The organism is Cellulophaga omnivescoria (assembly GCF_027915275.1).
GTDB lineage: Bacteria > Bacteroidota > Bacteroidia > Flavobacteriales > Flavobacteriaceae > Cellulophaga > Cellulophaga omnivescoria.
The window spans coordinates 1,189,870-1,215,165 of sequence record NZ_CP115819.1; the positions used below are offsets into that span (position 1 = coordinate 1,189,870).

A 25,296-nucleotide genomic window follows, 5' to 3' on the forward strand; every position below is an offset into this window, starting at 1 on the left:
TTTAGTTAAAGTAAGTTAAAACCAATTACAACTCTAAATTAATGTAGTACTTTTGACGGCATAAGGGGTGGTTCCCTTATTAACTTTAAGTATTGGTTTTTCATAATTTAAAGTTTGGTTGGTTATTTAGGAAAAGCCCAGTTTTAAGACTGGGCTTTTTTTTATGCAATACTTTGGAACAAAAATTGTTTAAATAATTGTAAAGACATTTAATTGTATTTTCAATTTTAGTAATTTTACATCATAACGATATGAAAAAAGTATACATAACCCTTTTATTACTAGCAACTTTTTCTGCTAACTCCCAAAATACGCACAGTGCGTTTAAAGCAGGAGAATGGCTACGCTTTAGAATTCATTACGGAATTTTTAATGCTAGTTACGCCACACTACAAGTGAAAAATGATAAGATAGACAGCAAGTCTGTGTACCATGTGGTGGGCAAGGGCAGAACAACAGGTTTGGCTCGTGTATTTTTTAAAGTAGATGATACCTACGAAAGTTATTTTGACAAAAATAACGGTAAGCCCTATAAATTTGTTAGAAAAGTTAGTGAAGGTAGCTATACCTTAGACTTGGATATTGATTTTGATTACACCAATAAAAAAGCAACCTTAAATGATCATAAAAAAGATAGAAAATTAGACTTTTCTATAGACAACAAAATTCAAGATTTAATTTCTGCATTTTATTACCTAAGAAACAATTACAAACCAGAAGATTTAAAAAAAGGTGAATTTGTTGTTTTAAACTTGCTTTATGATGATGATGGTATTTTTAAATTTAAACTAAAATATTTAGGAAAAGAAACTTTAAAAACTAAATACGGTAAAGTAGAATGTCATAAATTTAGACCCTATGTAGAGTCTGGCCGTGTTTTTAAAGAACAAGAAAGCTTATCACTATGGGTTTCTAACGATGACAATAGAATTCCTATTAGAATAAAAGCAGACCTAGCTGTTGGCTCTATAAAGGCAGACCTAGATGGTTACGCCGGATTAAAGCATCAGTTTAAAATAATAATGGACTAACATTTAATGGACAATAAAGAAAAGATAGCGTCTCAAATTTTAAAATTAGAAGAAAAATACAAAGGATCTGGTCAAGATTTAAGTTCATACCTAGACGGTTTACTTTACGAAAAGTACTTAACCTATTGGGACTATATTCATTTAGACACACTTTTAAGTTTACAAATACCAAGAACACATTTTCCGGATGAGGAAATTTTTATAATGTATCATCAAATAACGGAATTGTACTTTAAGCTTATATTACACGAACAAAAACAAATTGTAGACGACAAATCTCAAGATGTTGCATTTTTCACTGAAAAAGCCAATAGAATAAACAGTTATTTTAAAGTTCTTATTTCTTCATTTAGTATTATGATAAATGGGATGGATAGAGAACAATTTTTAAAATACAGAATGGCGCTGTTACCAGCAAGTGGTTTTCAATCTGCACAATATAGAATGATAGAACTATATTCGGCTCCTTTAGAAAACCTAGTTCATAAAACAAAAAGAGAACAATATACCGGAGAAAATAGTATTGAAGAACTTTACGAAGAAATTTACTGGAAAAACGGAGCAACAGATAAAGATACTGGCGAAAAAACTTTAACACTTAAACAATTTGAGTACAGGTACACACCGCGTTTAATACGCATAGCAAACCAGGTTAAAAACAATACTATTTATCATAAATACTTAGCTCTACCTAAAGAAAGCCAACAAAATAAAGAATTAATAAAAGCTTTAAAAGCCTTAGACATTAATGCCAATGTAAACTGGCCGCTTATGCATATGGGTTCTGCATACAAGTATTTAGCTAAAGACAAACAAGCCATAGATGCTACAGGAGGAACTAATTGGAAACAATATTTACCTCCTAGCTTTCAAAAAGTGGTGTTTTTTCCATATTTATATACAAAAGAAGAGTTAAATAATTGGGGAAAAGAATGGATAGACCATATCTTTAACCCCGAAAAATCTAAATAATGCAAAAATTTCTTCTTTCACTTTTAACAATCTCTATTTTTATCTCTTGCAAGGATAGCAAGGTAAAACCTAATGACAATATACCAGAAGTAGTAACTATAGAAAAACCAATAGTTGCAATGGAGTATGGTTTTAATTTAGATAACTTTACTGTTTTACAAGATACTATTAGAAGCGGTGATAGTTTTGGTGAGTTAATGACCAATAACAAGGTAGACTACCCAAAAATATATAAAATCTCTGAAGAATATAAAGACAGTTTTGATGTGCGCCGCATTAGAGTTGGCAAACCTTACGTTATATTAAAGTCTAAAGATACTTCAGAAATTGCTCAATACTTTATTTACGAAAACGACCGTATTAATTATACTGTTGTAGACTTACGAGACTCTGTAAATGTTTACAAAAAAAAGAAAAAAGTTACTTATGTAGAACGTGAGGCATCTGGCATCATAAATACTTCTTTATCTGAAGCAATATTAGAACAAGGTATAGATTATAACGTAACAAACAACCTGTCTGAAATATATGCTTGGTCTATAGATTTCTTTAGACTACAAAAAGGAGATAAGTTTAAGGTTATTTATAAAGAACGCTATATTAATGATACAATATATGCAGGATCTGAACCTATAGAAGCTGCATATTTTGAACACAACGGCAAACCTTTTTATGCTTTTGAGTACGTAACAGACTCATTAAAGCAAATAGCAGATTATTATGACCAAGAAGCAAATAATTTAAGAAGAGCATTTTTAAAAGCTCCAATTAAATTTAATTACAGAATATCTTCTCGCTATAATTTAAAAAGAAGAATAAAATATTACGGATATAAAGTAAGACCACATAAGGGCACAGACTATGCTGCTGCAATTGGCACACCTATTATTGCCACTGCAAACGGAACCGTTGTGGAGTCTACAAGGCGCGGCGGTAATGGTAAGTACGTTAAAATTAAGCATAACGGAACTTACAGCACTCAATATTTGCATATGAAAAACCAAAATGTAAAAAAAGGAGACTACGTTTTGCAAGGAGATGTAATTGGCTGGGTAGGGATGACAGGCAATACTGGAGGCCCTCACGTTTGTTATAGGTTCTGGAAAAATGGAAAACAAGTAGATCCGCTTAGAGAAAAACTACCAACTGCAGAAGCAATTGCCGACAGTTTAAAAACAGGATACTTGGCACATATTAAACCAAAAATAAACCAATTAGACAAAATTGTTTTTCCTAAAAAAATAATTACTCAAGAAGAAGATAAAGAAGAAAACATAATTAATCCATAATAATGGCATTACAGAACACCAACCCTACTAAAACTGCCGCTTGGCAAAAACTACAAGAAAACTACAACAATACTAAAAACCTTAAGGTTAAAGATTTGTTTAAGGACGATGAAAATCGTGCTAAAAAATTAACCATAAAAGATAACGATTTTATATTTGACTATTCTAAAAACAGAATTACAGAAGATACTGTAAAACACTTATTAGAATTGGCAAACCAGGTAAACCTAAAAGACGCCATAAAAAGCTATTTTAAAGGAGAGCCAATAAACCAAACTGAAGGTAGGGCTGTTTTACACACTGCTTTACGAGCAAAAAAATCTGACATCGTTTTAGTTGATGGTAAAAACGTAATACCTGAAATTTATGCTGTTAAAGAAAAAATTAAAAATTACACAGAAAGTATAATTTCTGGCAAAAGTAAAGGCTACACAGGAAAAGCTTTTACAGATGTAGTAAATATTGGTATTGGAGGGTCTGATTTAGGACCTGCAATGGTTGTAGAATCTTTAAAGTTTTACAAAAACCATTTAAAAATGCACTTTGTAAGTAATGTAGACGGAGACCACGTACACCAAATACTAAAAGAACTAAACCCAGAAACAACATTATTTGTAGTTGTATCTAAAACATTTACAACACAAGAAACATTAAGCAACGCTACAACTATAAAAAAATGGTTTTTAAATCCAGAATTTAAAACCAAAGAAAGCGATATTGCTTTACATTTTGCTGCCGTATCTACAAATGCTGCTAAAATTGCAGAATTTGGTATAGATGCCAATAATGTTTTTCCTATGTGGGATTGGGTTGGCGGACGTTTCTCTTTATGGAGCGCCGTAGGCTTAAGCATTGCGCTATCTGTAGGGTTCTCTAATTTTGATAGTCTTCTAATGGGCGCTAATGAAATGGATGAACACTTTAAAGACACAGAGTTTTCAGAAAACATTCCAGTTATTTCTGCCTTACTAACTATATGGTATAACAATTTTTATAATGCAGAGACCGAGGCTATAATTCCTTACTCACAGTACCTAAGTAGATTTTCTGCTTATTTGCAACAAGGTATTATGGAAAGTAATGGAAAAAGTGTAGACCGTAACGGTGATGCTGTAAACTACCAAACAGGTACTATTATTTGGGGAGAACCAGGAACTAACTCTCAGCACGCATTTTTTCAATTAATACACCAAGGCACCAAAGTTATTCCTGCAGAGTTTATAGGCTTTAAAGAATCACTATTTGGAGACCAAGACCATCAAGACAAACTAATGGCTAACTTTATTGCACAAACAGAAGCACTTTTAAATGGTAAAACTAAAGAAGAAGTACTCACAGAGTTAAAAGCAAAAGGGCTATCAGATGAAGAAATAACAGAACTACTACCTTTTAAAGTTTTTGAAGGTAATAAACCAACAACTACGCTACTAATAAACAAATTAACGCCAAAAAGTTTAGGAAAATTAATAGCTCTTTACGAACATAAGATATTTGTTCAAGGCATTATTTGGAACATTTTTAGCTACGACCAATGGGGTGTTGAATTAGGCAAACAATTAGCCAATACTATTTTAAAAGATATAAATTCTGACAAAAATGGAACACATGACCCATCTACACTACAAATTTTAGATTCCTATAAAAAATAGAAACCACCTACTAAAATTATTAAAATGGCGTTGATAACTTATTGTTTATCAACGCCATTTTAACTTAAATTTATGTTATTTTTGCGTTAACTGATTTAACATTCTGTTAACGTACAAGTAGTATAAATTATACACTTTTGTGCCGTTAATAAAAAAACTAAAGAACAAAAGAAAAATGAAAAAAAAGTACTTCGTTTTTGTCGCTATGTTATTATGTACGGCATTCGCATTTTCTCAAGGAACCATCACTGGTAAAATTATGGATGGTGATTTAGGAGGACCTCTACCAGGAGCAAGTGTAGTTGTAAAAGGAACTACAAATGGTATGGCTGCCGATTTTGACGGTAACTTTACTATTTCTGCACCTAGTAACTCTGGTGTATTAGTTGTATCATACATAGGATACATCACCAAAGAAGTAAGCTTTAATGCTGTTGGAGATTTAGGTAAAATTACATTAATGCCAGACGCTGAAGCTCTAGAAGAAGTTGTTATTGTAGCTTCTGTAGCTGTAGACAGAAAAACTCCGGTTGCTGTTTCTACTATTAAAGCTGCTGACATTGAATTAAAATTAGGAACTCAAGAATTTCCTGAGGTATTAAAATCTACACCTGGTGTATACGCTACTAAATCTGGTGGTGGTTTTGGTGATGGTAGAATTAACCTTAGAGGTTTTGATTCTGAAAACGTTGCTGTAATGATTAACGGTGTACCTGTTAACGATATGGAAAACGGTAGAGTATACTGGAGTAACTGGGCTGGTTTATCAGACGTTACTTCTTCTATGCAAGTACAAAGAGGTTTAGGTGCTTCTAAAGTAGCTGTACCTTCTATTGGTGGTACAATTAACATCTTATCTAAAACTACTGACGTAGAAAGAGGTGGTAGTATTATTGGTGGTGTTGGTAACGACGGATACCAAAAATATGGTGCTACAATATCAACAGGTTTAATGGATAATGGATTTGCTGCAACAGTATCTGCATCTAAAACAACTGGTGAAGGTTATGTAGATGGTACACAATTTAATGGTTTTAACTACTTTGTGAACATATCTAAGCAAATTAACGACGATCACAAATTATCTTTAACTTCTTTTGGTGCACCACAAACACACGGTCAACGTCAAAACAGAAGTTCTATTGACACTTACAGAAATGCTGAAAGTGGTATTAGATTTAACCCAGATTGGGGATACAAAAACGGTCAAGTTACTCATATAGAAGATAACTTCTACCACAAATCTCAAACATCTTTAAACCACTATTGGAATATTGATGACAAATCTATTTTATCTTCTGCTTTATATGCCTCTTGGGGTAAAGGTGGTGGTGGTGGTACTGCTGGTAACACAGACTTATTTAACACTAGATTAGGTGGTTTTGATCAACCAGTAGACTTAGACAACATCGTAGAAATTAACCGTGAAAACGGTCGTCAAGGTTTTGGATCTGAGGCATACTTAAGAGCATCTATAAACAACCACGAGTGGTTTGGATTTTTATCTACTTACAAAAACTCTTTAACTGAAAACTTAGATTTATTAGTAGGTATTGACTTAAGAGATTACACAGGAGATCACTATTCTGAAGTTACTGATTTATTAGGTGGTAGCTATGCATTAGATAATGACAACGAGAATAACCCAAATGCTAGATTACAAGTTGGTGACAAGCGTCAGTACCACAACGTTGGTAATGTAGGTTGGCAAGGTTTCTTTGCACAAGCAGAGTACTCACAAGACAAGCTTTCTGCATTTTTATCTACAGCTATCTCAAACACATCTTACCAAAGAATAGATTACTTTAACTATTTAGACTCTGATCCTGATCAGAAGACAGACAGATATAACTTTTTAGGTTATAGTGTAAAAGGTGGTGCTAACTACAATTTAGATGACAACCATAATGTTTTTGCTAACATTGGTTACTTTGAAAAGGCTGCAAACTTTGGCGGTGTATTTGTTGGATTTGACAACGAAAACCAAAACCCAGATGCAGAAAACCAAAAAATATTTAGCGCAGAAATAGGATACGGTTACCGTAGTGAAAAATTAGCTGCAAACCTTAACATTTACAGAACTACTTGGAATGACAGAACTGAAACAGCTACATTTAACAATCCTGATGGAACTTTAGGTACTGCAAACATATTAGGAGTAAATGCATTGCACCAAGGTATAGAATTAGACTTTACTTATAGAGCTACAGAAGAGTTAACAATAACAGGTATGGCTTCTTTAGGAGACTGGAGATGGCAAAACAATGTTACTGATGTAGAAATTTTTGACGAAGATCAAAATTTAGTTAATACTGTAGATATCTTTATTAAAGACTTACGTGTTGGTGATGCTGCACAAACTACAATGGCTTTAGGACTTAACTACGAAGTTATGCCTAAAACTAACTTAATCATAGATTACAACTACTATGATAACTTATACGCTAACTACGATCCTAGTGACCGTGGAGACTCTTCTACACCAGAAGCTTGGAAAGTTCCAGATTATGGTTTATTTGACGCTGGTTTAAGACACGGTTTCAAATTAGGTGAATATGATACAACTATCACTTTAAGAATGAACAATGTATTTGATACAAGATACATTGCAGATGCGCAAGATGGTTCTGATCACGACGCATTAACAGCTAGCGTTTTCTACGGTTTTGGTAGAACTTTTAGTGTTAGCACAAAAATTAGATTTTAATTAAAAAAGTATATTTAAGATGAAAAAAATTATTTATTCACTAATCGCAATTGGGTTATTCTTAACCTCTTGCGACCCAATGGAAGACATTAACAAAGAGTTAAATGTTTTAAATGCTATTGACTCTGAGATAGGAAACATTGAGTATACATTTACTGAGGACGATTACAAAGATTTCTTTGAGTTTGACTTTGCTAACTTTAGTTCTGTAGACGATGCAAAAGCATTAATACCTAACTACTTAACAGAAACTTACCCATTTTTAGGTGTAACTTACGATAATGATATAGAAATTGAGCAGGTTTCTACAGCTTTAGTTACTTTTGATTGGTACAACAGAATACCAACTTATGAAGCAGAAATTAGAGTATTAACTGCAGAAGAACATAATGAAATTACAGGTCAAACATTTGGAAATTTTTCTGATGAAGATCATGTATTTGAGTTCTTAGCTGCTGAATACCCTGCTGCTGAAGAAGGTGATTTTGTTTCTTTACGTTATGAGTACTACGCTGGTAGTACTACTGAGCTTACAGATGGTTTCTTATTTGAAAACGGAGAGTGGACTAGATTTGTTGGTTTTACACCTGCAGAATATAACGCAATGGGAGAAAGCTACCCTAACTTTTCTAGCCATGATGAAGCAGCTTTAAAAATACCTGTTACTTTACCAGAACGTTTTAAATTTGACGCTAAAGAAGCTGGTGATATTGTAGTTGCAACTTATGAGCTTTACACTAAAGTAGGAGAAGATGCAGACGGTAACGACATTAGAGGAACTGTTACTTACACTAGCAATTTTATATTTGACGGTGCTAACTGGTCTAAATACAATAATGTTGCTACAGAAACTATTCAGTTTGCTCATGACGGTACTACTTGGGTACCAGACAACACAATTAAATATACGTTAACTGCTGCAGATTACGCTTCAGTAGGAAACGGACAGTATAACAATTTTGATGTAAGAGAAGGAAAAGCTGAAGCTACAGTTGAATCTAGATTAGCTAAAATAAATACAATTTTATTAGCTAACTTCCCTGATGCTGAGGAAGGTCAAAAATTCTCAGTAACATACAGTGTATATTCAGGTTCTAATGAAGTTTGGATTATGAATGTTATTTTAGAAGGTGGAGCATACGTTCTACAATAATAGGCTAACATTTTAAAAAATTAACCTCTGTCTATAACTAGACAGAGGTTTTTTTATTAATACAGTTTAATATCAAAAAAAACAAAAAGCTTAAATTAGCAGAATATTATTTTATAAGTATCAATTTACTATTAAGACGAGATGATGATGAAATTTATTTTAAATATTAAAAACTACGCATACACTATACTATTATCAGTTATTATGTTAGGATGCAGTAGCTCTGATGGAGGTACAGAACAACCAGACCCAGACCCAACTCCTGTAAACAAACCAATTGCTGTAGATGATGAAGTAACAGGTATAGAAAACGAAGATTTAATTATAAGTAACCTTTTAGAAAATGATTCTAGAATAGGAGCCAAAATAACTTCTTTTGACGCTACCAGCACTGGTGGCGCCACAATTATTGAAAATAGAGATGGCACATACACATATACTCCTAAAGCAGATTTTATAGGCGTTGATTCATTTACATACACAATATGTGATACTGAAGAAACTCCCAACTGTTCTACAGCTACAGTAACAGTTTCTATTGTAGATGAAGGAGACCCTCTAGCAGTAGATGATGCCTATGCAACAGTAGAAAATACAGCTACCACAATTACAACTGCTTTAGATAACGACACTATTATTGATGATGCTATATTAACTTCTGTAGACGGCAGTGGATCTAGTGGAACTGTAGAACTTAACAGTAACGGAGAAATTGTGTATATACCACAAAGCAACTTTACTGGTAACGATACTTTTACATATACCATTTGTGATAACGATAAGCCTAATGCTACTTGCTCAACAGCAACAATTACTATTACGATTGCCGAAAAACTAAGTTTTAATATACCCGCAGAATTACAAGAATATTATTCTAACGTTGCTTTTAGCAACAATGCAGAAGTTACCTTAAACGCTTTAAAAGAGCACACAACTAACAAACACACAACTATTTTATCTTACGGGCAAAGACACAATTATTTGTATAACGCAGACGAAGATGAAACTATAGCAGACAACGTAATTTTAATGTATTCGGGTGAAAGTAGAGACCACAGAGAATATCAGTCAGGTTCTAATAGTCATTCTCCACAAACATTTAATACAGAACATATTTTCCCACAGTCTAAATTAGGTTCTAATATCGCAGTTTCAGATTTACACCATTTACGTTCTTGTGATGCTATTGTAAATGAAGACAGAAGTAATTTTGCGTATACAGATGGCTCTGGGGATTACAAACTAGTAGGCACCAACAAATGGTATCCTGGTGACGATTGGAGAGGAGATGTTGCACGTATGGTACTTTACTTAAATATTAGATATAATGAAGATATTACACAAGTAGGCACATTAGATTTATTTTTAGAATGGAATGTAGCAGACCCAGTATCTGGTTTCGAAATTCAACGTAATAACGTAATTGAAGAGGCACAAGGAAACCGAAACCCATTTATAGACAATCCTTATTTAGCTACAATTATTTGGGGTGGTAACGAAGCAGAAAATAAATGGGAATAAGTCAAAAAAACCTTATTTTTTATTACTTTTATAGTTAAACAATTTACTATGTATACTACAATTTTAAACTTACATTCTTACTTTGCTTTTATAGTTTTAGCTATCTTAATTTTAGCTGTTATAAATGCTATTTCTGGGTTAACATCTAAAAGGGATTTTAACTTAGGTAAAGACTTTAGAGTGTCATTATTTGCACTAATATTATCGCATTTACAGCTACTAATTGGCCTAATTTTATTTTTTGTATCGCCTAACGGATTAGAAGCAATTACAAGCAACGGAATGGGCGGACTAAGTTCTGCAGCTCGTTTGCTAGCCGTAGAGCATCCATTTATAAACATAATTGCAATAGTACTTATTACAATTGGGTGGTCTAAACACAAAAAAGTAATGGAGAGCGCTAAAAAATTTAAATTAATAGCCATTTTTTATGGCTTAGGATTACTATGCCTTTTAAGTAGAATTCCTTGGGGACAATGGTTTTAAAATAAATACAAAAAACAAAATACTAAAAAACCAAGTGATACACTTCACTTGGTTTTTTTGCCTAAAAGCAGACAAATTAATTATCCTGTTTTCTAATTAAATAAATATAAACTGGAAAATGATCACTATAACCACCAGTATAACTACCACCAGAATAAGTTCTTTTAGGGTAACCTTTATACCTACCCTTATCGGTTATTAAAAAAGGTGCTGAATATATAAATGCCTTCCAAAAGGAGTATGTTTTACGCTCTTTATTTACAAGGTTACCTGTAAAATAAATTTGATCAAAAATATTCCATTTATCTCTATAAGCTAAGGAACCTTCACCTTTCCTGTACAACTCATCCATAGGATTAAACAATATACTATCTGAAACCTTTTTTAATCTACCTTCAGTTTGTAGCACCTTTTTAAAACTCTTGTTAATTGGGTCATCATTAAAGTCGCCCATACTAATAATTTTAGCATTTATATTTAAACGCCTAACAGAGTCTATAATCTTTTTATTAAGCTTAGCCGCCGCAATTCTATTAGGCCTACTACGGGCTTCACCTCCACTTCTAGATGGCCAATGGTTTACTATAAAGTAAACCTCCTCATCATCTAACAAACCACCAACAATTAATTGGTCTCTTGTATAGTCCCTATAATTATTATCCTTAAACAATAATAGCCTATGACTTTTAAATGATGTTGGTATAAAAGCATCCTTTTTATAAAGCAACGCTACATCAATACCTCTTTCATCAGGAGAGTTATAATGTATAACTCCATACCCCTTATTTATTAATGCTGGTTGCTGAATTAAATCTGTTAAAACCGTATCATTTTCCACCTCACAAACACCAATTATATCTGGAGATGAATTAGTAACACTACTACCAATTTTAGCCAATGTAGTAGACATATTTTTAAGTTTTGCCATATACCTACCGCTAGTCCACTTATCTTTTCCTAATGGCGTACGATCATCATCAAAAGTATTAGGATTATTAATTGTGTCAAATAAATTTTCCAAATTGTAAAAAGCAATAGTTCTAATTTGATAACGTTGGTTAGACTGAGCCATTAAATCCAACTCTGTACATAAAAAAATTATCAAGAAAAAACTTATATATTTACATTTGATATTCATTTTATTAGCAATTTTTCATATAAAAATAAGGAAATTTCCTTAAAAAACTCTATTTTCACAGAGTTATGCGATTGTTTGCCAATATTTTATCTTTATTATTTGCAGTAAATATAGTAGTTGCTCAAGGTAAATATACCATTAAAGCAACCGTAGAAGATCCACAAAAAAAATCATTACAATTAGCTGGTACTGTAGATATACAAGAGACAAACTCTACCACAAGTATTATAAATAATGCTTTCAAAATATCTGTTAACAAAGGCAACTACATCATAAAAATTACGGTTAAAGATTACAGCACAGTAAAGCTACCAATAACAATTACAAACCAAAATATAGATTTGGGTACTATTTATTTACAGAAAGATATTACCGTTGAGAAAGTAGATAACTTAATAACCTTAACAGATACAGCCCTATCTGAAGAAGAAACCAGTACAATTACTTCGGGCTTATTACAAGCAACCAGAGACGTGTTTTTATCAAGAGCAGCCTTTGATTTTGGACAGGCTTTTTTTAGAGTTAGAGGATACGATTCTAAATATAGCAAAGTATTAATAAATGGTATTGCTATGAATAATATTAGTGATGGAAGACCTCAATGGAATAACTGGGGAGGATTAAATGATGTCACAAGAAACCAAGAATTTACTTATGGACTACAACCTGCCAAGTATAGTTTTGGTGGTATTTTAGGAACAACAAATATTAACACACAACCGTCTAAAATGAGACCTGGAACAAGAGTTTCATTTTCTGCAGCAAACAGAACTTATACAGGACGCGCAATGACTACCCATACATCATCAACAAACAAAAAAGGGATAACCTACAGCATATCTGCCTCTAGAAGATGGGCAAAACAAGGATATTTAAATGGAACATTATATGATGCATATTCAGTATTTGGCGCCTTGGAATACAAGTTAAATTCAAAAAACACATTATTAGCAACAGCAATAGCTGCAACTAACCGTAGAGGCAGGTCTTCTGCAGTAACAGAAGAAGTCTTTTTATTAAAAGGAAGAAAATATAATCCGTATTGGGGCCTACAAAACAACAAAATTAGAAATTCTAGAGAACGTAAAATTACGCAACCGATTTTAATGTTTAATCATATTTATACAACTAAAAACGCAACTATAAATACAGGAGTTAGTTACAAATTTGGCCCACATAAAAAAAGTAGGTTAGGCTACTACAATGCTCCAAACCCAGATGCTACATACTACCGTTATCTTCCTAGTTTTTATATAAATAGTCCAATTGGCGCTAATTTTGAAAGTGCAGAAACAGCAAGACAATCGTTTATTAAAAACTCTCAAATAAACTGGGGTAATATTTATAACGCAAATAACACTTATGAAGATGCTAAGGCATCTTATGTTTTATATAATGATGTTGTAGATGATAAAATTATAACTTTTAACTCTACGGCAAATATTACAATTAACAAACATTTCACTATAGATTCTGGTATATTATACAAAAACCTCAGCACTAAAAATTATGCTATTATTGATGATTTATTAGGAGCAGAATACCATTTGGATATTGACACATTCTCTAACACTAGCAATGATGTTAATGGAAATAACAACAAAACAAACAATCAAATTTTTAGCTATAACTACAACTTAACCGCAAATAATTTAAATGCATTTGCACAAATAAAAGCTACGTATAAAAAGTGGTATGCATCTTTGGCTATAAACACAAATACAATTAGTTACCAAAGAAACGGTTTATTTAAAAATGAACGCTACCCAGAAACATCAATAGGACAAAGCAAAAAAGTAAATTTTAATGCACTAAATTTTAAAGGATCTTTTACCTATAAAATAAATGGGAGACATTGGGTTAATGGCAAATTTGCATTTATAAAAAAACCTCCAACAATACAAAATACCTTTATTAACCCAAGAGAAAACAATGCTGTTGTTAACAATATTAAAAACCAAACAATTAGAACAGGAGATGTAAATTACTTTATACGCTTGCCAAAACTTACTGGTCGTGTTTCTGCATTTTACTCTCTGTTTAATCACGAAACTGATGTTAATTTCTTTTTTGTAGAATCTGGAATTGGGTCTGACTTTGTACAGGAGGTAGTTACAGGAATAGACAAAAAACACAAGGGTATTGAAATTGGCTTGGAATATGAGTTATCTTCTTCCGTTAAAGTTACAGGAGTAGCAGCAATAGCAGACTACACCTACAATAACAACCCTAATGTTACTATAAATTTTGACACCACTAACAATGATGAAAATGCAATAAACTTAGAAGGATATAGCAACTTAGGAGAAAGCAACATTAAAAATTACAAGCTTGCTCAAGGACCACAAAAAGCAATTGCAATAGGCTTAGAGTATAGAGATCCTAAATACTGGTGGATTAGTGGCTCTGCTAACTTTTTAGGTAATAACTACGCTAATATATCTACCATTACCAGAACCCGTAGTTTTTACTTAAACCCAGACACAAATGAACCCTTTACAGACGCTACCCCAGAGAACGTAAACAAATTACTTGCTCAAAATAAAATGAAAGATTTTTACTTACTAAACATTGTTGGCGGAAAATCTTGGATTATAAATGGCAAATATGTTAGTGTATTTGCTAGTGTTAATAATGTGTTTGATACCGTTTTTAAAACTGGTGGTTATGAACAGAGTAGAAACGGAAACTACGGACAAATGAAACAAGACAATTTAAGCACCACCCCATCATTTGGCACTAAATACTGGTATGGCTATGGGCGTACATTCTTTTTAAACTTAGCAATTAGTTTTTAATATGATTTTAAAAAAATACCTAACAATAAGTATCTCATTTTTTTTAATAATAAGCTGTGTTAAGGACAAGGATTTTAACATTCCAGAAACCAAATGTGCAGAACTGGCATACAACTTAAGCTTAATTAACTTAAACACTATTACTGAGGGTGGTATTACACAAGTGCAAGAAGACATAATTATAGAAGGCTATATTGTATCATCAGATATTGAAAATAATTTTTTTGGAACAATACACATTCAAGACAAAGCTATAGACCCTACAACCGGCATTTCTTTCCTAGTAGATTTAAGAGATTATTATTTACAATACAAACTAGGACAAAAAGTAATTATAAAGTTAAAAGGACTCTACATTGCTAAAAAAAATAATACATATGTAATTGGCGGTGTTTTTACATCCTTTGGAAACCAAACTGTTGGCAGATTACCTAGCTTACAAGTGCAAGAACACATGTATACAACCTGCAGCAACCCACCCACCCAAGCAACAGAAAGCACTATAGAAAATTTAACAGCAAGCAAAATTAATACACTTGTAGTTTTAAACAATGTAGAGTTTATTGAAGAAGAATTGAATAACACATTTGCAAATAAAAATGAAGAAACAGAACGCACTATTAAAGATTGCGTTGGAAACCAAATAAAGCTAGTTAACAGTGGTTATGCAGATTTTGCAACTAATATACTACCTAATAAAAGCGGAAATATTACAGCTGTTTTAATTGAAGATAAAAACGAATTAAAACTAAAAATTAGATCATTAACTGATATAGATTTTACTCAAAACCGCTGTGCGCCTATTGTAACAGAATTTACCTCAACCTCTGTATTTTTCTCTGAACTAGCAGACCCTAACAATAATACCGGCGCAAGGTTTATAGAGCTATACAACTCTAGCAACGAAGCTTTAGACTTAAACAATTGGAAAATTAATAGGTACACCAACGCAAGTACAGATATTAGCTCTAGCTTAGACCTAACTGGCTATAGTATTAATGCAAAAAGTACGCTTGTAATTTCGCCAAATAAAGATGAGTTTGTTGCAACCTACGGTATTGAACCAGACATAAGCATAGGTAAAAATAGCGTAGCAGATTCTAATGGCGATGATAATTTAGTGCTAATAGACCCATTTGGCACTACTATAGATGTTTTTGGTGTTATTGGCGAAGATGGCACTAATACCAATCATGAGTTTGAAGACGGAAAAGCGCTAAGAAAAGAATCAATAAATACAGGCTCTAACAACTACCAATTTAACCAGTGGTTTATATTTAACGACACAGGTAATAATAACACTACAAATTTACCACAAAATGCACCTGAAGACTTTACGCCTGGAGAACACTAAACACTTAAGTCGTCTAGCATATTTTTTAAATCTTTAGGAGTTACAGGTTTTAGAATATAATCTGTAACAATATCATAGGTCTTTACCCTTTCTATATCTCTAGGATCAATAGAAGAACTCACAATATAAATTACAACATCTTTTCTAATATGCTCTGGTATTTTTATAAAATCGTCTAAAAACTCCCAACCATTCATAATTGGCATATTTAGATCCAGAAAAATTAATCTTGGTAATTTTTTCTCAACTATAGATTTTTGCGTCAGTTCCTCTATGGCATCTAAACCATTTTCAAAAACTTCAATTTCTTCAGAAAAACCAACTTCTTTCATTATACGCTTGGTACCATAAACAAAAATTGGATCGTCGTCTATTATACAAGCGCTAAAAACTTTATTCATACAAATTATTTAAAACAATTAAAATATAGTGTAAATGTTGTGCCAATGTCCACAGAACTTTCTACTTCAATTTTTCCGTTCATTGCTTCTATTTGACTTTTGGTTATAAAAAGACCAATACCTTTAGAATTTTTATGCTTGTGAAATGTTTTATACATTCCAAAAATTTTATGCTTATGCCTTTTCATGTCAATGCCTAAACCATTATCTGAAAAAGTAAGTACAATTTTACCTCTTTCACGTCTTGTTTTCACATCTATAACCAATCTTCGTTTGGGGGAACTATACTTAATACTATTTGTAAGCAAATTTAACAAAATACTTTCTAAATATGCAGGTACTGCACTAACCACAAACTCTTTAGGTATTTGTATATTTAAAATAACGTTATTTTCATTTAACAAAGCTATTATACTTTTTCTAACAGAATCAAAGGTTTCTAAAATTCTAACACCCTCTAACTTACCAAGTACATTTAACTTAACACTTACTACTTCATTTAAATGGGTAATAGTTTCGTCTAAACTATCTGAAGACTCATTTAACATATTAATTAGATTAGCCCTCTCTTCTGGGTCTGTCTCATTAATTAAAAAGCCCGTAAGCATAGATAGGTTTGTAGAATGCGATCTTAAGTTATGAGACACTATATGCGCAAAATTTGTTAAGCTTTCATTTTGGTCTGCAGTAATTTTTAATACCGCCTTAACTTTTTCTTCGGCCTCCTTACGAGATGTAATATCTACTACTTGAGAAATGAAATGAGATAAGGTACCGTCTATTTTTGTAACCTTAGTAACAGATAAAATTACGAAAACAGTGTGTCCTTTTTTGTGAAAATACCTTTTTTCTATTTGGTAATTATCAATTTTACCAGCTATTAACTCATCTAAAAAATTTAGATCTTTTAAATAGTCATCAGGGTGGGTTACATCTTGAAAAGTTAAACTCATTAACTCTTTTTTGGAATAACCTAAACTGTTACAAAGGCTTTTATTAATTTTTAACCATTTGCCATCTAAACCAATTAAAGCCATACCTACAGAAGAGTTGTTAAAAACCCCTGCAAATGATTCTTTTCTTTTATCTAACTTTAAAACAACTTGCTTATACTCTGTAATATCCCAGTTGGCACCTATCATTTTAACGGCTCCTGTGTTTTGGTCTTTGTGCAACTGTCCTATGGACTTTATATACTTAACCTTTCCGTTTTTTGTTCGGATTCTAAACTCGGTGTTAAATTCATCATCATTTTGTATCGCAAAATGCATTTCATTTATTACCCTTTCCTTGTCTTCTTCTACTAAAATTTTTTTCCAGGCATCATACAAACTTTTGTGAGTAAACTTTTCCGCTCCATACAGTGCTAAAGTCTCATAATCACAATTAAGCTCTTGCCTTGCCAAATCATAATCCCAAACCCCAATATTTGCTGTTTTAGTAGCAATATTTAGTCTTTTCTCAATTTCAGAACGCTCTAAATCAGCTCGCTTTTTTTCATCTATATCCTGAAACGTACCTGTTAACTTAACAGCTTTTCCATTAACATACTCTACTCTTCCAATAGCCCTAACCCACTTCTCTTCTCCAGTTACGGTAACAATAATTAACTCTTCATCCCACGGCGTGCCATTACTAATAGCTTCGCTTATTAAAGAAACTATTTTTTCTCTGTGATAACCTTCTTTATAAAAATTAATTCCATTTTCTAGAGAAGGCACATATGTGTCATCTAAACCATGAATTTGTTTTGTGATATTGGTCCAATACACTTCATTACTAATTAGGTTTACTTCCCAGCCCCCAACGTTTGCAACCCTCTGTGCTTTTAAACGGTATTCTTCTTCGTTCCGTTTAAAGGAAATATCCTCCCTAACTATAATTAAGCCTCCAACTTTATCTTTTTCGTTTTTCCAAGAATTAATTTTATAATTAAACCACTGTACTTTTCCGGCTTTATTTATAATTTTTTCCCCATCAAAACTAATATAACTGCCTAATAAGCAATACTCATGAATTTTTTTTACCTCATCTGTTGTATCAGGAAAAACATCATAATAAGATTTACCAATTATATCTTTTTCTGTTTTTCCTAATTTACTTAACCAAAGTTTGGAGCATTTTACAAAATGCATATTAACATCTAAAACACCTATCTCTATAGGTGCATCATCAATAAAAATATTTGTATGTGTTTTCTGCAAAACTTAACCTCTCTTTATTTTAAATATAGCACATTTCTAACCAAGTAAGAAATAACTTGCTTTAAAAACTATTTTTTAGTGCAAAAATGATAAAAAATATTGCAACTACAGTAAATATCAATCAATTAAAAGAAAAATAGGCTGTGTTTTTACAAAAAACACAGCCTATTTTAATAGAAAGCCAAAACTTGTCACTATTTTCTAGGGAAATTTTCATTATTCATTATTTCCTCAATCTGTAATGTATGTCTTTCAGAATGAGCAGAAATAAAAACCATTAATTGTACGGCGTCTATGGTACCAAAACGCATTTCGCCATAATGGTTTCTTAGGTTGTTCTCCGTTTTTTTTGCATATTTAATGTTTTGCTTTCTTTTAGCAACAAAAGCTTTTACGGTTTCTTTATGGCTTCCAAATTTTCCACTTGGCTGAAAAGCAGATGGTGATTGAGACTTGTTTTTTCTATTCATCATTATAGCAATCACCTCATCATCAGAAACTTTAACTTTTTCTCTTTTAGCTGCATCAGCTGGTATTTTAACCGCTTGTTCTACCATACCAAAAATAGAACTCTCTGATATTGTTATATGCTCTACGCACTCTGCTACGGACCAAGACTCTGGACTTACTTTAAAGTTTAACTGCTCATTACTTAACCCTTTTATAGTTTTTAACAACTTTTTGCTTGTCCTTGTCATTTCAGTAACAACTAACTCCTTATCTGCATTAGTTAAACCTTTTTTAGAGGGCATAAAACTACATAGTAGTATTGCCAACAATGCGTAAACTGCTTTCTTCATTTTTTTAATTATTTTGGTTGTATATCGTATGTCGTTTTTATCCTTATTTAATTACCCTATAGGCTAACAAGGAGCTACTTATTTTTATATTAAAAGTAGTACTTTTATACTAGTACACCATAAGTTTAAAATAGATATTACAATGAGCTCCAGTAACACTTTGCACATTACATTAGTACAAACACCTATTATTTGGGAAAATCCTGTGGAAAATAGAAATGTTTTATCTACCAAAATAAAAGCAATAACAACCAAAACAGACTTAGTTGTTTTACCAGAAATGTTTACCACGGGTTTTACAATGACTCCAAACAATGTACCTATAGAAGAAGGCAAAAAAACATTAAAGTGGATGCAAGCAATTGCTAAGGATAAAAATTGTGCTATTACAGGAAGCATAGCTTATTCTGAAAATAACATTTTATACAACCGTCTATTTTTTGTTTTTGAAGATGGAACCTACAATATCTACAATAAAAAACACACTTTTACTTTAGCTGGCGAAAACAAAGTATACCAAGCTGGTAATAATAAACTAATTGTAACTTATAAAGGGTTTAAAATTTGCCCCTTAATTTGTTACGATTTAAGGTTTCCTGTATGGGCACGTAATACCGAAGACTACGACATATTACTTTATGTTGCAAATTGGCCAAAACAACGCATAACAGCCTGGGATACACTCCTAAAAGCAAGAGCCATAGAGAATATGAGTTATTGCATTGGCGTTAACCGTGTTGGTAAAGATAATACTGATTATGAGTACACAGGACATTCTGCAATTTATGATACACTTGGTAACAAAATTTGTTTTTCTGTATCAGAAGAAATTTTACAAACTACCCTTAGCAAGCAGCATATTATTGATACTAGAAATAAATTAAAGTTTTTAGAAGACAGAGATACATTTACCTTGTAATGCTAAACTCCAATGTTTCCTCCCAGTTGGCTCTTAGGTTTAGCGCAGGAGAATAACTTACTCTCTCCGGAAAAGTTTTTTCTAAATAATTACCAGTATCCCACTTTTGGTTACCGTTAGTATCTTCTATAACTCTAATTTGGTACTCACCAGGTTTTACATTTTTGTAGACCAACGATTTTGGTTCTATAGCAAATTGCTCTCTTACAACTTTACCAGAGCCATCTATTAACTGTACAATTACAGGATACGTAACTTGCCCTGCTAAGCTTACTGTTAACACACTATTCTCTGTAGGGTCTACATAAGACACTCTATATTCTATAGTATCATTTACTGCATTAAAAAAATCTGTAACCGCATTTGGCAATAAAGTAATGCTATACTGGTTTTCTAAAGGCACAACCATATCAAAATTTATCCTATTTTTTATAGTATCTAAGTTTATTGGCGCAATAACCGGTAAAGTATCTTTATCTACTATTTTTATTTTTGACGTGTCTATAGTCTTTATTGGTGTATTAGCAGAAATCCAAAATTGATTTTCTACACTAATTTTTTTATTAGAAACAGCTGTAAATTTTAATGAATCTGCAGGAAGTTTTCTTGTTTTAACAATAAACGTATCTAATGTTTTGTTTCTGTTACTAACTACATTAAAAATTAAAGAGTCGGCCTCAAAAGGAGTAATCCAATAATTTAGTGTGTCTTTATCTAACTCTTTAGTAACCTTAGTTTTTACACTATCTGGCAGATAACTTTTTTGTATAATTTTTACATCACTACCATTACCGTTATAACCAAAAAGTATTTTATTTTTTGATGCATAACTTGGCACAGACATAGAAAAATCTGTTACTTCTTTAAACAAATTTAGCACATAAATAGAATCTGTTGGTATATTAATATAGTGGTCTAAAAAACCAATTTTATCAATTCCCTGATCAAATTTATTATTATTACCCTCATCTTTTAAAGCAAATAAAGCATACTTACCCTCTTTTAGGTTTTTTAATGAAAAGATATTGGTGCTATCTAACGTATTTGTAATGTAGTAAGGAGGCTCTTTGTAAATGGTAGAATCTGTATACGTACTATCCACTTTATACAACATTACACTAACATACTCATCTACTTTTTGTTTAAAAGCATCATTAACAACACCAGATATACTTAAAGAATCTATGTAGTCTCCCGTAGAAAAAACATAACTTAAAAAACTACTTGGATTTCCCTCATTGTTATCTTCTATACTTTGTCCAAAATTAAATGTGTAGGTAGTATTAGGCTTTAGTGTATCTTTAAGGGTAATTTCTATAAACTTACTGGCAGAACCTTGCGGTGTAATATCTGGTTGGTATTTTAAAGGCGGTGAAACAATTAGTTGCTTTTGTATATCTTTTAATTTTATATACTCATTAAATTCCAACTTAATGGTTTTAAACTTAAAATTAGTGCTCTTATTGGCTGGTGTAGCCTTAATAAGCTCTGCCGGTGTAATATCTTTAGGTCCGCCAGACGGTGTACCTCTTCTTGCGCACTGCACCAATGCAAACACAACCAACACTATAAAAAGAAAGCTAAAAATACGTCTTGCCATAACCAAATTATTAACGCAAAGTAACAACAATTTACACAAACATAAAACTATGGCACTACAGCAATTGTTGCCACATAAATTGTAACATTTTGCGCCTTATTTAATGCCGTTGCACAAGCCTCTATTGTAGCACCTGTGGTTATAACATCATCTACCAATAAAATGGTTTTTCCCGCTACATCTTCATTATTTGTTAACTTGTATAAATCCTGATTTACTTTCCACCTAGAAAATCTGCTCTTTTTTGTTAATGTTCTAGTATTAGCCGTTTTACACAATACATTTTCTTGGTAACTAGCATTAAAATGCAATGCCAATTCTTGCCCAAATAAGCTAACTTGGTTGTATCCTCTTTTTGTTAATTTTTTTTTATGTAAAGGTACTGGCACAACAATATCAATATCTAAACGTTCTTTAATAGATTGCGCAAACCAGAGTCCAAAAAAGGACCCTAATTGCTGCTGATTTTTATATTTTAAATGATGAATTATGTTTTTTACCACCCCATTTTTTGTGAAAAATAAGAAAGAATTAACCTTTTTAACATTAATTCTCCCATAAAAAATACGGTCTATTGGGTTTTCATCGGTAAAATTGTACTCGGTAAGCGGTAATTCATTTCGACAAACGGTACAAATTAATCGTTCACCTTTACGCAAAGGTGTATTACATCCAAAACACCCCAAGGGCATTAGTATTTTATTGATATGATTTAGTATATTTGACAACTTATAATGTCCCAAATTTAACCCTACTTAAAATTACCTCCAACTTTTGATGGACTCACAAGATAACAATTTAAAATACAAAGTGATTATAGCTGCGCTTGCGGCCGTAATACTGGGTATATTAATTGCTTTTTATTACAGCAATGCACAGTCCAACAGTAATATTAGTTACTTAGAAAGAGAGAAAAAAATGCTTACTGACAAGCTTGCCAATATGCAAGCAAATATAGAAAGCTTATCATCAGAAATTGAAGTGAATAAAATAGATTTAGATGTAGCCAATAGTGATGTATCTAGATTATTAGACTCTATTGGACAATTAAATTTTGACAGTAAAAAATACGATCAAAACAAAAGAGATTTACGCAGGTGGCAACTTAAGTACGACAGTCTTAATATGAAATACAATGCCTTAAAATATAGCAACGTTGTTTTAAGTGAAACAGTACAAAATGCAAAAAAGCGAGCAGAACAATACAAGGCTCAAGCACTTGCTGCAACACAAAACGAAGAAAGCTTAAAAGATGCCAACAGTAAACTAAATAAAGAGCTAAAAAATAAAACATATTTAAAAATTAGAAGTTCTGAAGCCTTAGCTTTTAGAGTGCGTAATGGTAGAGATATTAATACCAACAAAGCAAATTTAATTTCTAAATTAAGAGCTTGTACAACTATTAGTGGCAACCCTAATGATATTAATATTGAAAAAAGATTGTACCTACAATTTTTAGATCCTAACAAAAAAGTAATACCAAACAACGCTAATATTATTAATGTTAAGGGTAATGAATACAGCAAAGCTGTAGACATTATTTACACAGGTATTAACGAAGAAATTTGTGAGCATATTAAGTTTCCTACAGGCTCTTTAAAACCAGGCATGTATACTTTAAATGTTTTTGAAGAAGAAAAATTACTTTCTTCAATAGAATTTGAATTAAAATAATTCAATCTATTAACACTAAAGTTCTATTTTTGCCATATGGCAAATCAAGAAGACAAATTTAAAAAAGTTATATCTCACGCTAAAGAATACGGTTACGTTTTTCAATCCAGTGAAATATACGACGGTTTAAGTGCTGTATATGACTACGCACAAAACGGAGCAGAATTAAAAAATAATATTAAACAATATTGGTGGAAAGCAATGGTGCAACTGCACGATAACATTGTTGGTATAGACTCTGCCATTTTTATGCACCCAACGGTTTGGAAAGCATCTGGACACGTAGATGCGTTTAATGACCCATTAATAGACAATAAAGATTCTAAAAAAAGGTATAGAGCAGATGTTTTAATTGAAGACTATTGTGCCAAATTAGAAAACAAAATAGACAAAGAAATAAACAAAGCTGCTAAGCGTTTTGGAGATGCATTTAACAAAGAAGAATTTGTTACTACAAATGCACGTGTTCTAGGATATCAGGAAAAAATAGATACTATTTTATCTAGAATGGGAAAATCCTTAGAAAATGAAGATTTAGCAGATGTAAAGAGTTTAATTGAAGAATTAGATATTGTTTGCCCAGTATCTGGATCTAAAAACTGGACAGACGTTAAGCAGTTTAACTTAATGTTTGGTACCAAGTTAGGAGCCTCTGCAGACAGTGCTATGGATCTTTACTTAAGGCCAGAAACGGCACAAGGTATATTTGTAAATTTCCTAAATGTGCAAAAAACTGGACGTATGAAAATTCCTTTTGGTATTGCCCAAATAGGAAAAGCTTTTAGAAACGAGATTGTTGCAAGACAATTTATTTTTCGCCAAAGAGAATTTGAGCAAATGGAAATGCAATTTTTTGTGCGCCCTGGCACACAAAAAGAATGGTATGAGGCTTGGAAACAAAACCGTATTAAATGGCATTTATCTTTAGGTATGGGAGAAGACAATTACCGTTTTCATGACCATGATAAATTAGCACACTACGCAGATGCTGCCGCAGATATAGAATTTAAATTCCCGTTTGGCTTTAAAGAGTTAGAGGGTATACACTCTAGAACAGATTTTGATTTAAGTAGCCACGAAAAGCATTCTGGTAAAAAATTACAATATTTTGATCATGAAATTAACGAGAGCTATGTACCTTACGTGGTAGAAACATCTATAGGTTTAGACCGTATGTTTTTAGCTGTTTTTTCTAATTCTCTTGTAGAAGAGGAATTAGAAAACGGATCTACAAGAACTGTTCTTAAACTACCTGCTGTATTAGCACCAACAAAAGCTGCTATTTTACCACTTGTTAAAAAAGATGGCTTACCAGATGTTGCTAAAGAAATTATAGAGGATTTAAAGTGGGATTTTAAAGTAATATATGATGAAAAAGATGCTGTTGGTCGTCGTTACAGAAGACAAGATGCCAACGGTACTCCGTTTTGTATTACAGTAGATCACCAAACTTTAGAAGACAAAACAGTAACCATACGTCACAGAGATACTATGGAGCAAAAACGTGTGGCAATAGCAGATTTAAAATCTATTATTAATGCAGAAGTATCTATGAAAGAATGGCTTAAAAAAATATAATTTTAAGTACTTATACAAAAAG

Annotated in this window: 19 protein-coding genes; 13 read left to right on the plus strand and 6 right to left on the minus strand. The window is 32.1% G+C overall.

What is annotated here, in order from left to right:
• Nucleotides 1-251 precede the first annotated feature (251 nt).
• From PBN93_RS05320 to PBN93_RS05355, 8 genes are all read left to right on the plus strand, one after another.
• Complete coding sequence (locus PBN93_RS05320) at nt 252-1,031, plus strand: DUF3108 domain-containing protein (RefSeq protein ID WP_077404959.1); 780 nt, start codon at nt 252-254, stop codon at nt 1,029-1,031.
• A 6-nt stretch (nt 1,032-1,037) separates the two neighbouring features.
• A complete protein-coding gene (locus PBN93_RS05325) occupies nt 1,038-2,003 on the plus strand; it encodes a tryptophan 2,3-dioxygenase family protein (protein WP_077404962.1) in 966 nt (321 codons plus the stop codon).
• Nucleotides 2,003-3,292: a peptidoglycan DD-metalloendopeptidase family protein gene (locus PBN93_RS05330; RefSeq protein WP_077404965.1), complete on the plus strand. Its 1,290-nt coding sequence runs from the start codon at nt 2,003-2,005 to the stop codon at nt 3,290-3,292. Before PBN93_RS05325 ends, PBN93_RS05330 begins: the two co-directional genes overlap by 1 nt.
• A gap of 2 nt (nt 3,293-3,294) precedes the next feature.
• Nucleotides 3,295-4,941, plus strand: a complete 1,647-nt coding sequence (pgi, locus tag PBN93_RS05335; RefSeq protein ID WP_271081626.1) for a glucose-6-phosphate isomerase — start codon at nt 3,295-3,297, stop codon at nt 4,939-4,941.
• 175 nt (nt 4,942-5,116) lie between these two features.
• Entirely contained in the window at nt 5,117-7,648 is a 2,532-nt protein-coding gene (locus tag PBN93_RS05340) for a TonB-dependent receptor (RefSeq protein ID WP_077404971.1), read from the plus strand.
• 19 nt (nt 7,649-7,667) lie between these two features.
• Nucleotides 7,668-8,801 carry a hypothetical protein gene (locus PBN93_RS05345; RefSeq protein ID WP_077404974.1) on the plus strand — a complete coding sequence of 378 codons (1,134 nt, stop codon included), beginning with the start codon at nt 7,668-7,670 and terminating at the stop codon, nt 8,799-8,801.
• Nucleotides 8,802-8,942: 141 nt separating this feature from the next.
• The gene (locus tag PBN93_RS05350; RefSeq protein WP_077404978.1) at nt 8,943-10,322 is read left to right on the plus strand and encodes an endonuclease; all 1,380 of its coding nucleotides are present in this window, start codon (nt 8,943-8,945) and stop codon (nt 10,320-10,322) included.
• A gap of 48 nt (nt 10,323-10,370) precedes the next feature.
• The gene (locus PBN93_RS05355; protein ID WP_077404981.1) at nt 10,371-10,808 is read left to right on the plus strand and encodes a hypothetical protein; all 438 of its coding nucleotides are present in this window, start codon (nt 10,371-10,373) and stop codon (nt 10,806-10,808) included.
• 76 nt (nt 10,809-10,884) lie between these two features.
• Here PBN93_RS05355 and PBN93_RS05360 read toward each other — a convergent pair whose 3' ends face one another.
• Nucleotides 10,885-11,946, minus strand: a complete 1,062-nt coding sequence (locus PBN93_RS05360; protein WP_077404984.1) for an endonuclease/exonuclease/phosphatase family protein — start codon at nt 11,944-11,946, stop codon at nt 10,885-10,887.
• A gap of 65 nt (nt 11,947-12,011) precedes the next feature.
• Here PBN93_RS05360 and PBN93_RS05365 point away from each other — a divergent pair, with 65 nt between their 5' ends.
• Nucleotides 12,012-14,744: a TonB-dependent receptor gene (locus PBN93_RS05365; RefSeq protein ID WP_271081627.1), complete on the plus strand. Its 2,733-nt coding sequence runs from the start codon at nt 12,012-12,014 to the stop codon at nt 14,742-14,744.
• A gap of 1 nt (nt 14,745) precedes the next feature.
• Nucleotides 14,746-16,098, plus strand: coding sequence for a DUF5689 domain-containing protein (locus PBN93_RS05370; protein WP_077404989.1), 1,353 nt, complete (start codon nt 14,746-14,748; stop codon nt 16,096-16,098).
• Here PBN93_RS05370 and PBN93_RS05375 read toward each other — a convergent pair.
• The 3 genes from PBN93_RS05375 to PBN93_RS05385 form a co-directional block, all read right to left on the minus strand.
• Nucleotides 16,095-16,499: a response regulator gene (locus PBN93_RS05375; RefSeq protein WP_077404992.1), complete on the minus strand. Its 405-nt coding sequence runs from the start codon at nt 16,497-16,499 to the stop codon at nt 16,095-16,097. The genes PBN93_RS05370 and PBN93_RS05375 overlap by 4 nt on opposite strands.
• 5 nt (nt 16,500-16,504) lie before the next feature.
• Nucleotides 16,505-18,703 (minus strand): PAS domain-containing sensor histidine kinase, encoded by a 2,199-nt coding sequence (locus tag PBN93_RS05380; RefSeq protein ID WP_077404995.1) that lies wholly within the window; start codon nt 18,701-18,703, stop codon nt 16,505-16,507.
• Nucleotides 18,704-18,897: 194 nt separating this feature from the next.
• Nucleotides 18,898-19,503, minus strand: a complete 606-nt coding sequence (locus tag PBN93_RS05385; protein WP_077404998.1) for a DinB family protein — start codon at nt 19,501-19,503, stop codon at nt 18,898-18,900.
• Between the two features lie 142 nt (nt 19,504-19,645).
• Between PBN93_RS05385 and PBN93_RS05390 the strand changes: the two genes are divergently transcribed.
• Entirely contained in the window at nt 19,646-20,422 is a 777-nt protein-coding gene (locus tag PBN93_RS05390; protein WP_077405001.1) for a nitrilase family protein, read from the plus strand.
• On the opposite strand, the gene PBN93_RS05395 is transcribed toward PBN93_RS05390, so the two are convergent.
• Both PBN93_RS05395 and PBN93_RS05400 read right to left on the minus strand, forming a co-directional pair.
• A complete protein-coding gene (locus PBN93_RS05395; RefSeq protein WP_077405005.1) occupies nt 20,412-22,022 on the minus strand; it encodes an Ig-like domain-containing protein in 1,611 nt (536 codons plus the stop codon). The two genes, PBN93_RS05390 and PBN93_RS05395, sit on opposite strands and share 11 nt — an antisense overlap.
• Nucleotides 22,023-22,069: 47 nt before the next feature.
• The gene (locus tag PBN93_RS05400; RefSeq protein ID WP_333780839.1) at nt 22,070-22,750 is read right to left on the minus strand and encodes a ComF family protein; all 681 of its coding nucleotides are present in this window, start codon (nt 22,748-22,750) and stop codon (nt 22,070-22,072) included.
• 49 nt (nt 22,751-22,799) lie between these two features.
• On the opposite strand from PBN93_RS05400, the gene PBN93_RS05405 reads away from it, so the two are divergent.
• Both PBN93_RS05405 and PBN93_RS05410 read left to right on the plus strand, forming a co-directional pair.
• The gene (locus PBN93_RS05405; RefSeq protein WP_077405010.1) at nt 22,800-23,696 is read left to right on the plus strand and encodes a coiled-coil domain-containing protein; all 897 of its coding nucleotides are present in this window, start codon (nt 22,800-22,802) and stop codon (nt 23,694-23,696) included.
• Between the two features lie 36 nt (nt 23,697-23,732).
• Entirely contained in the window at nt 23,733-25,274 is a 1,542-nt protein-coding gene (locus tag PBN93_RS05410; protein ID WP_077405013.1) for a glycine--tRNA ligase, read from the plus strand.
• The last annotated feature ends 22 nt before the right edge of the window (nt 25,275-25,296 follow it).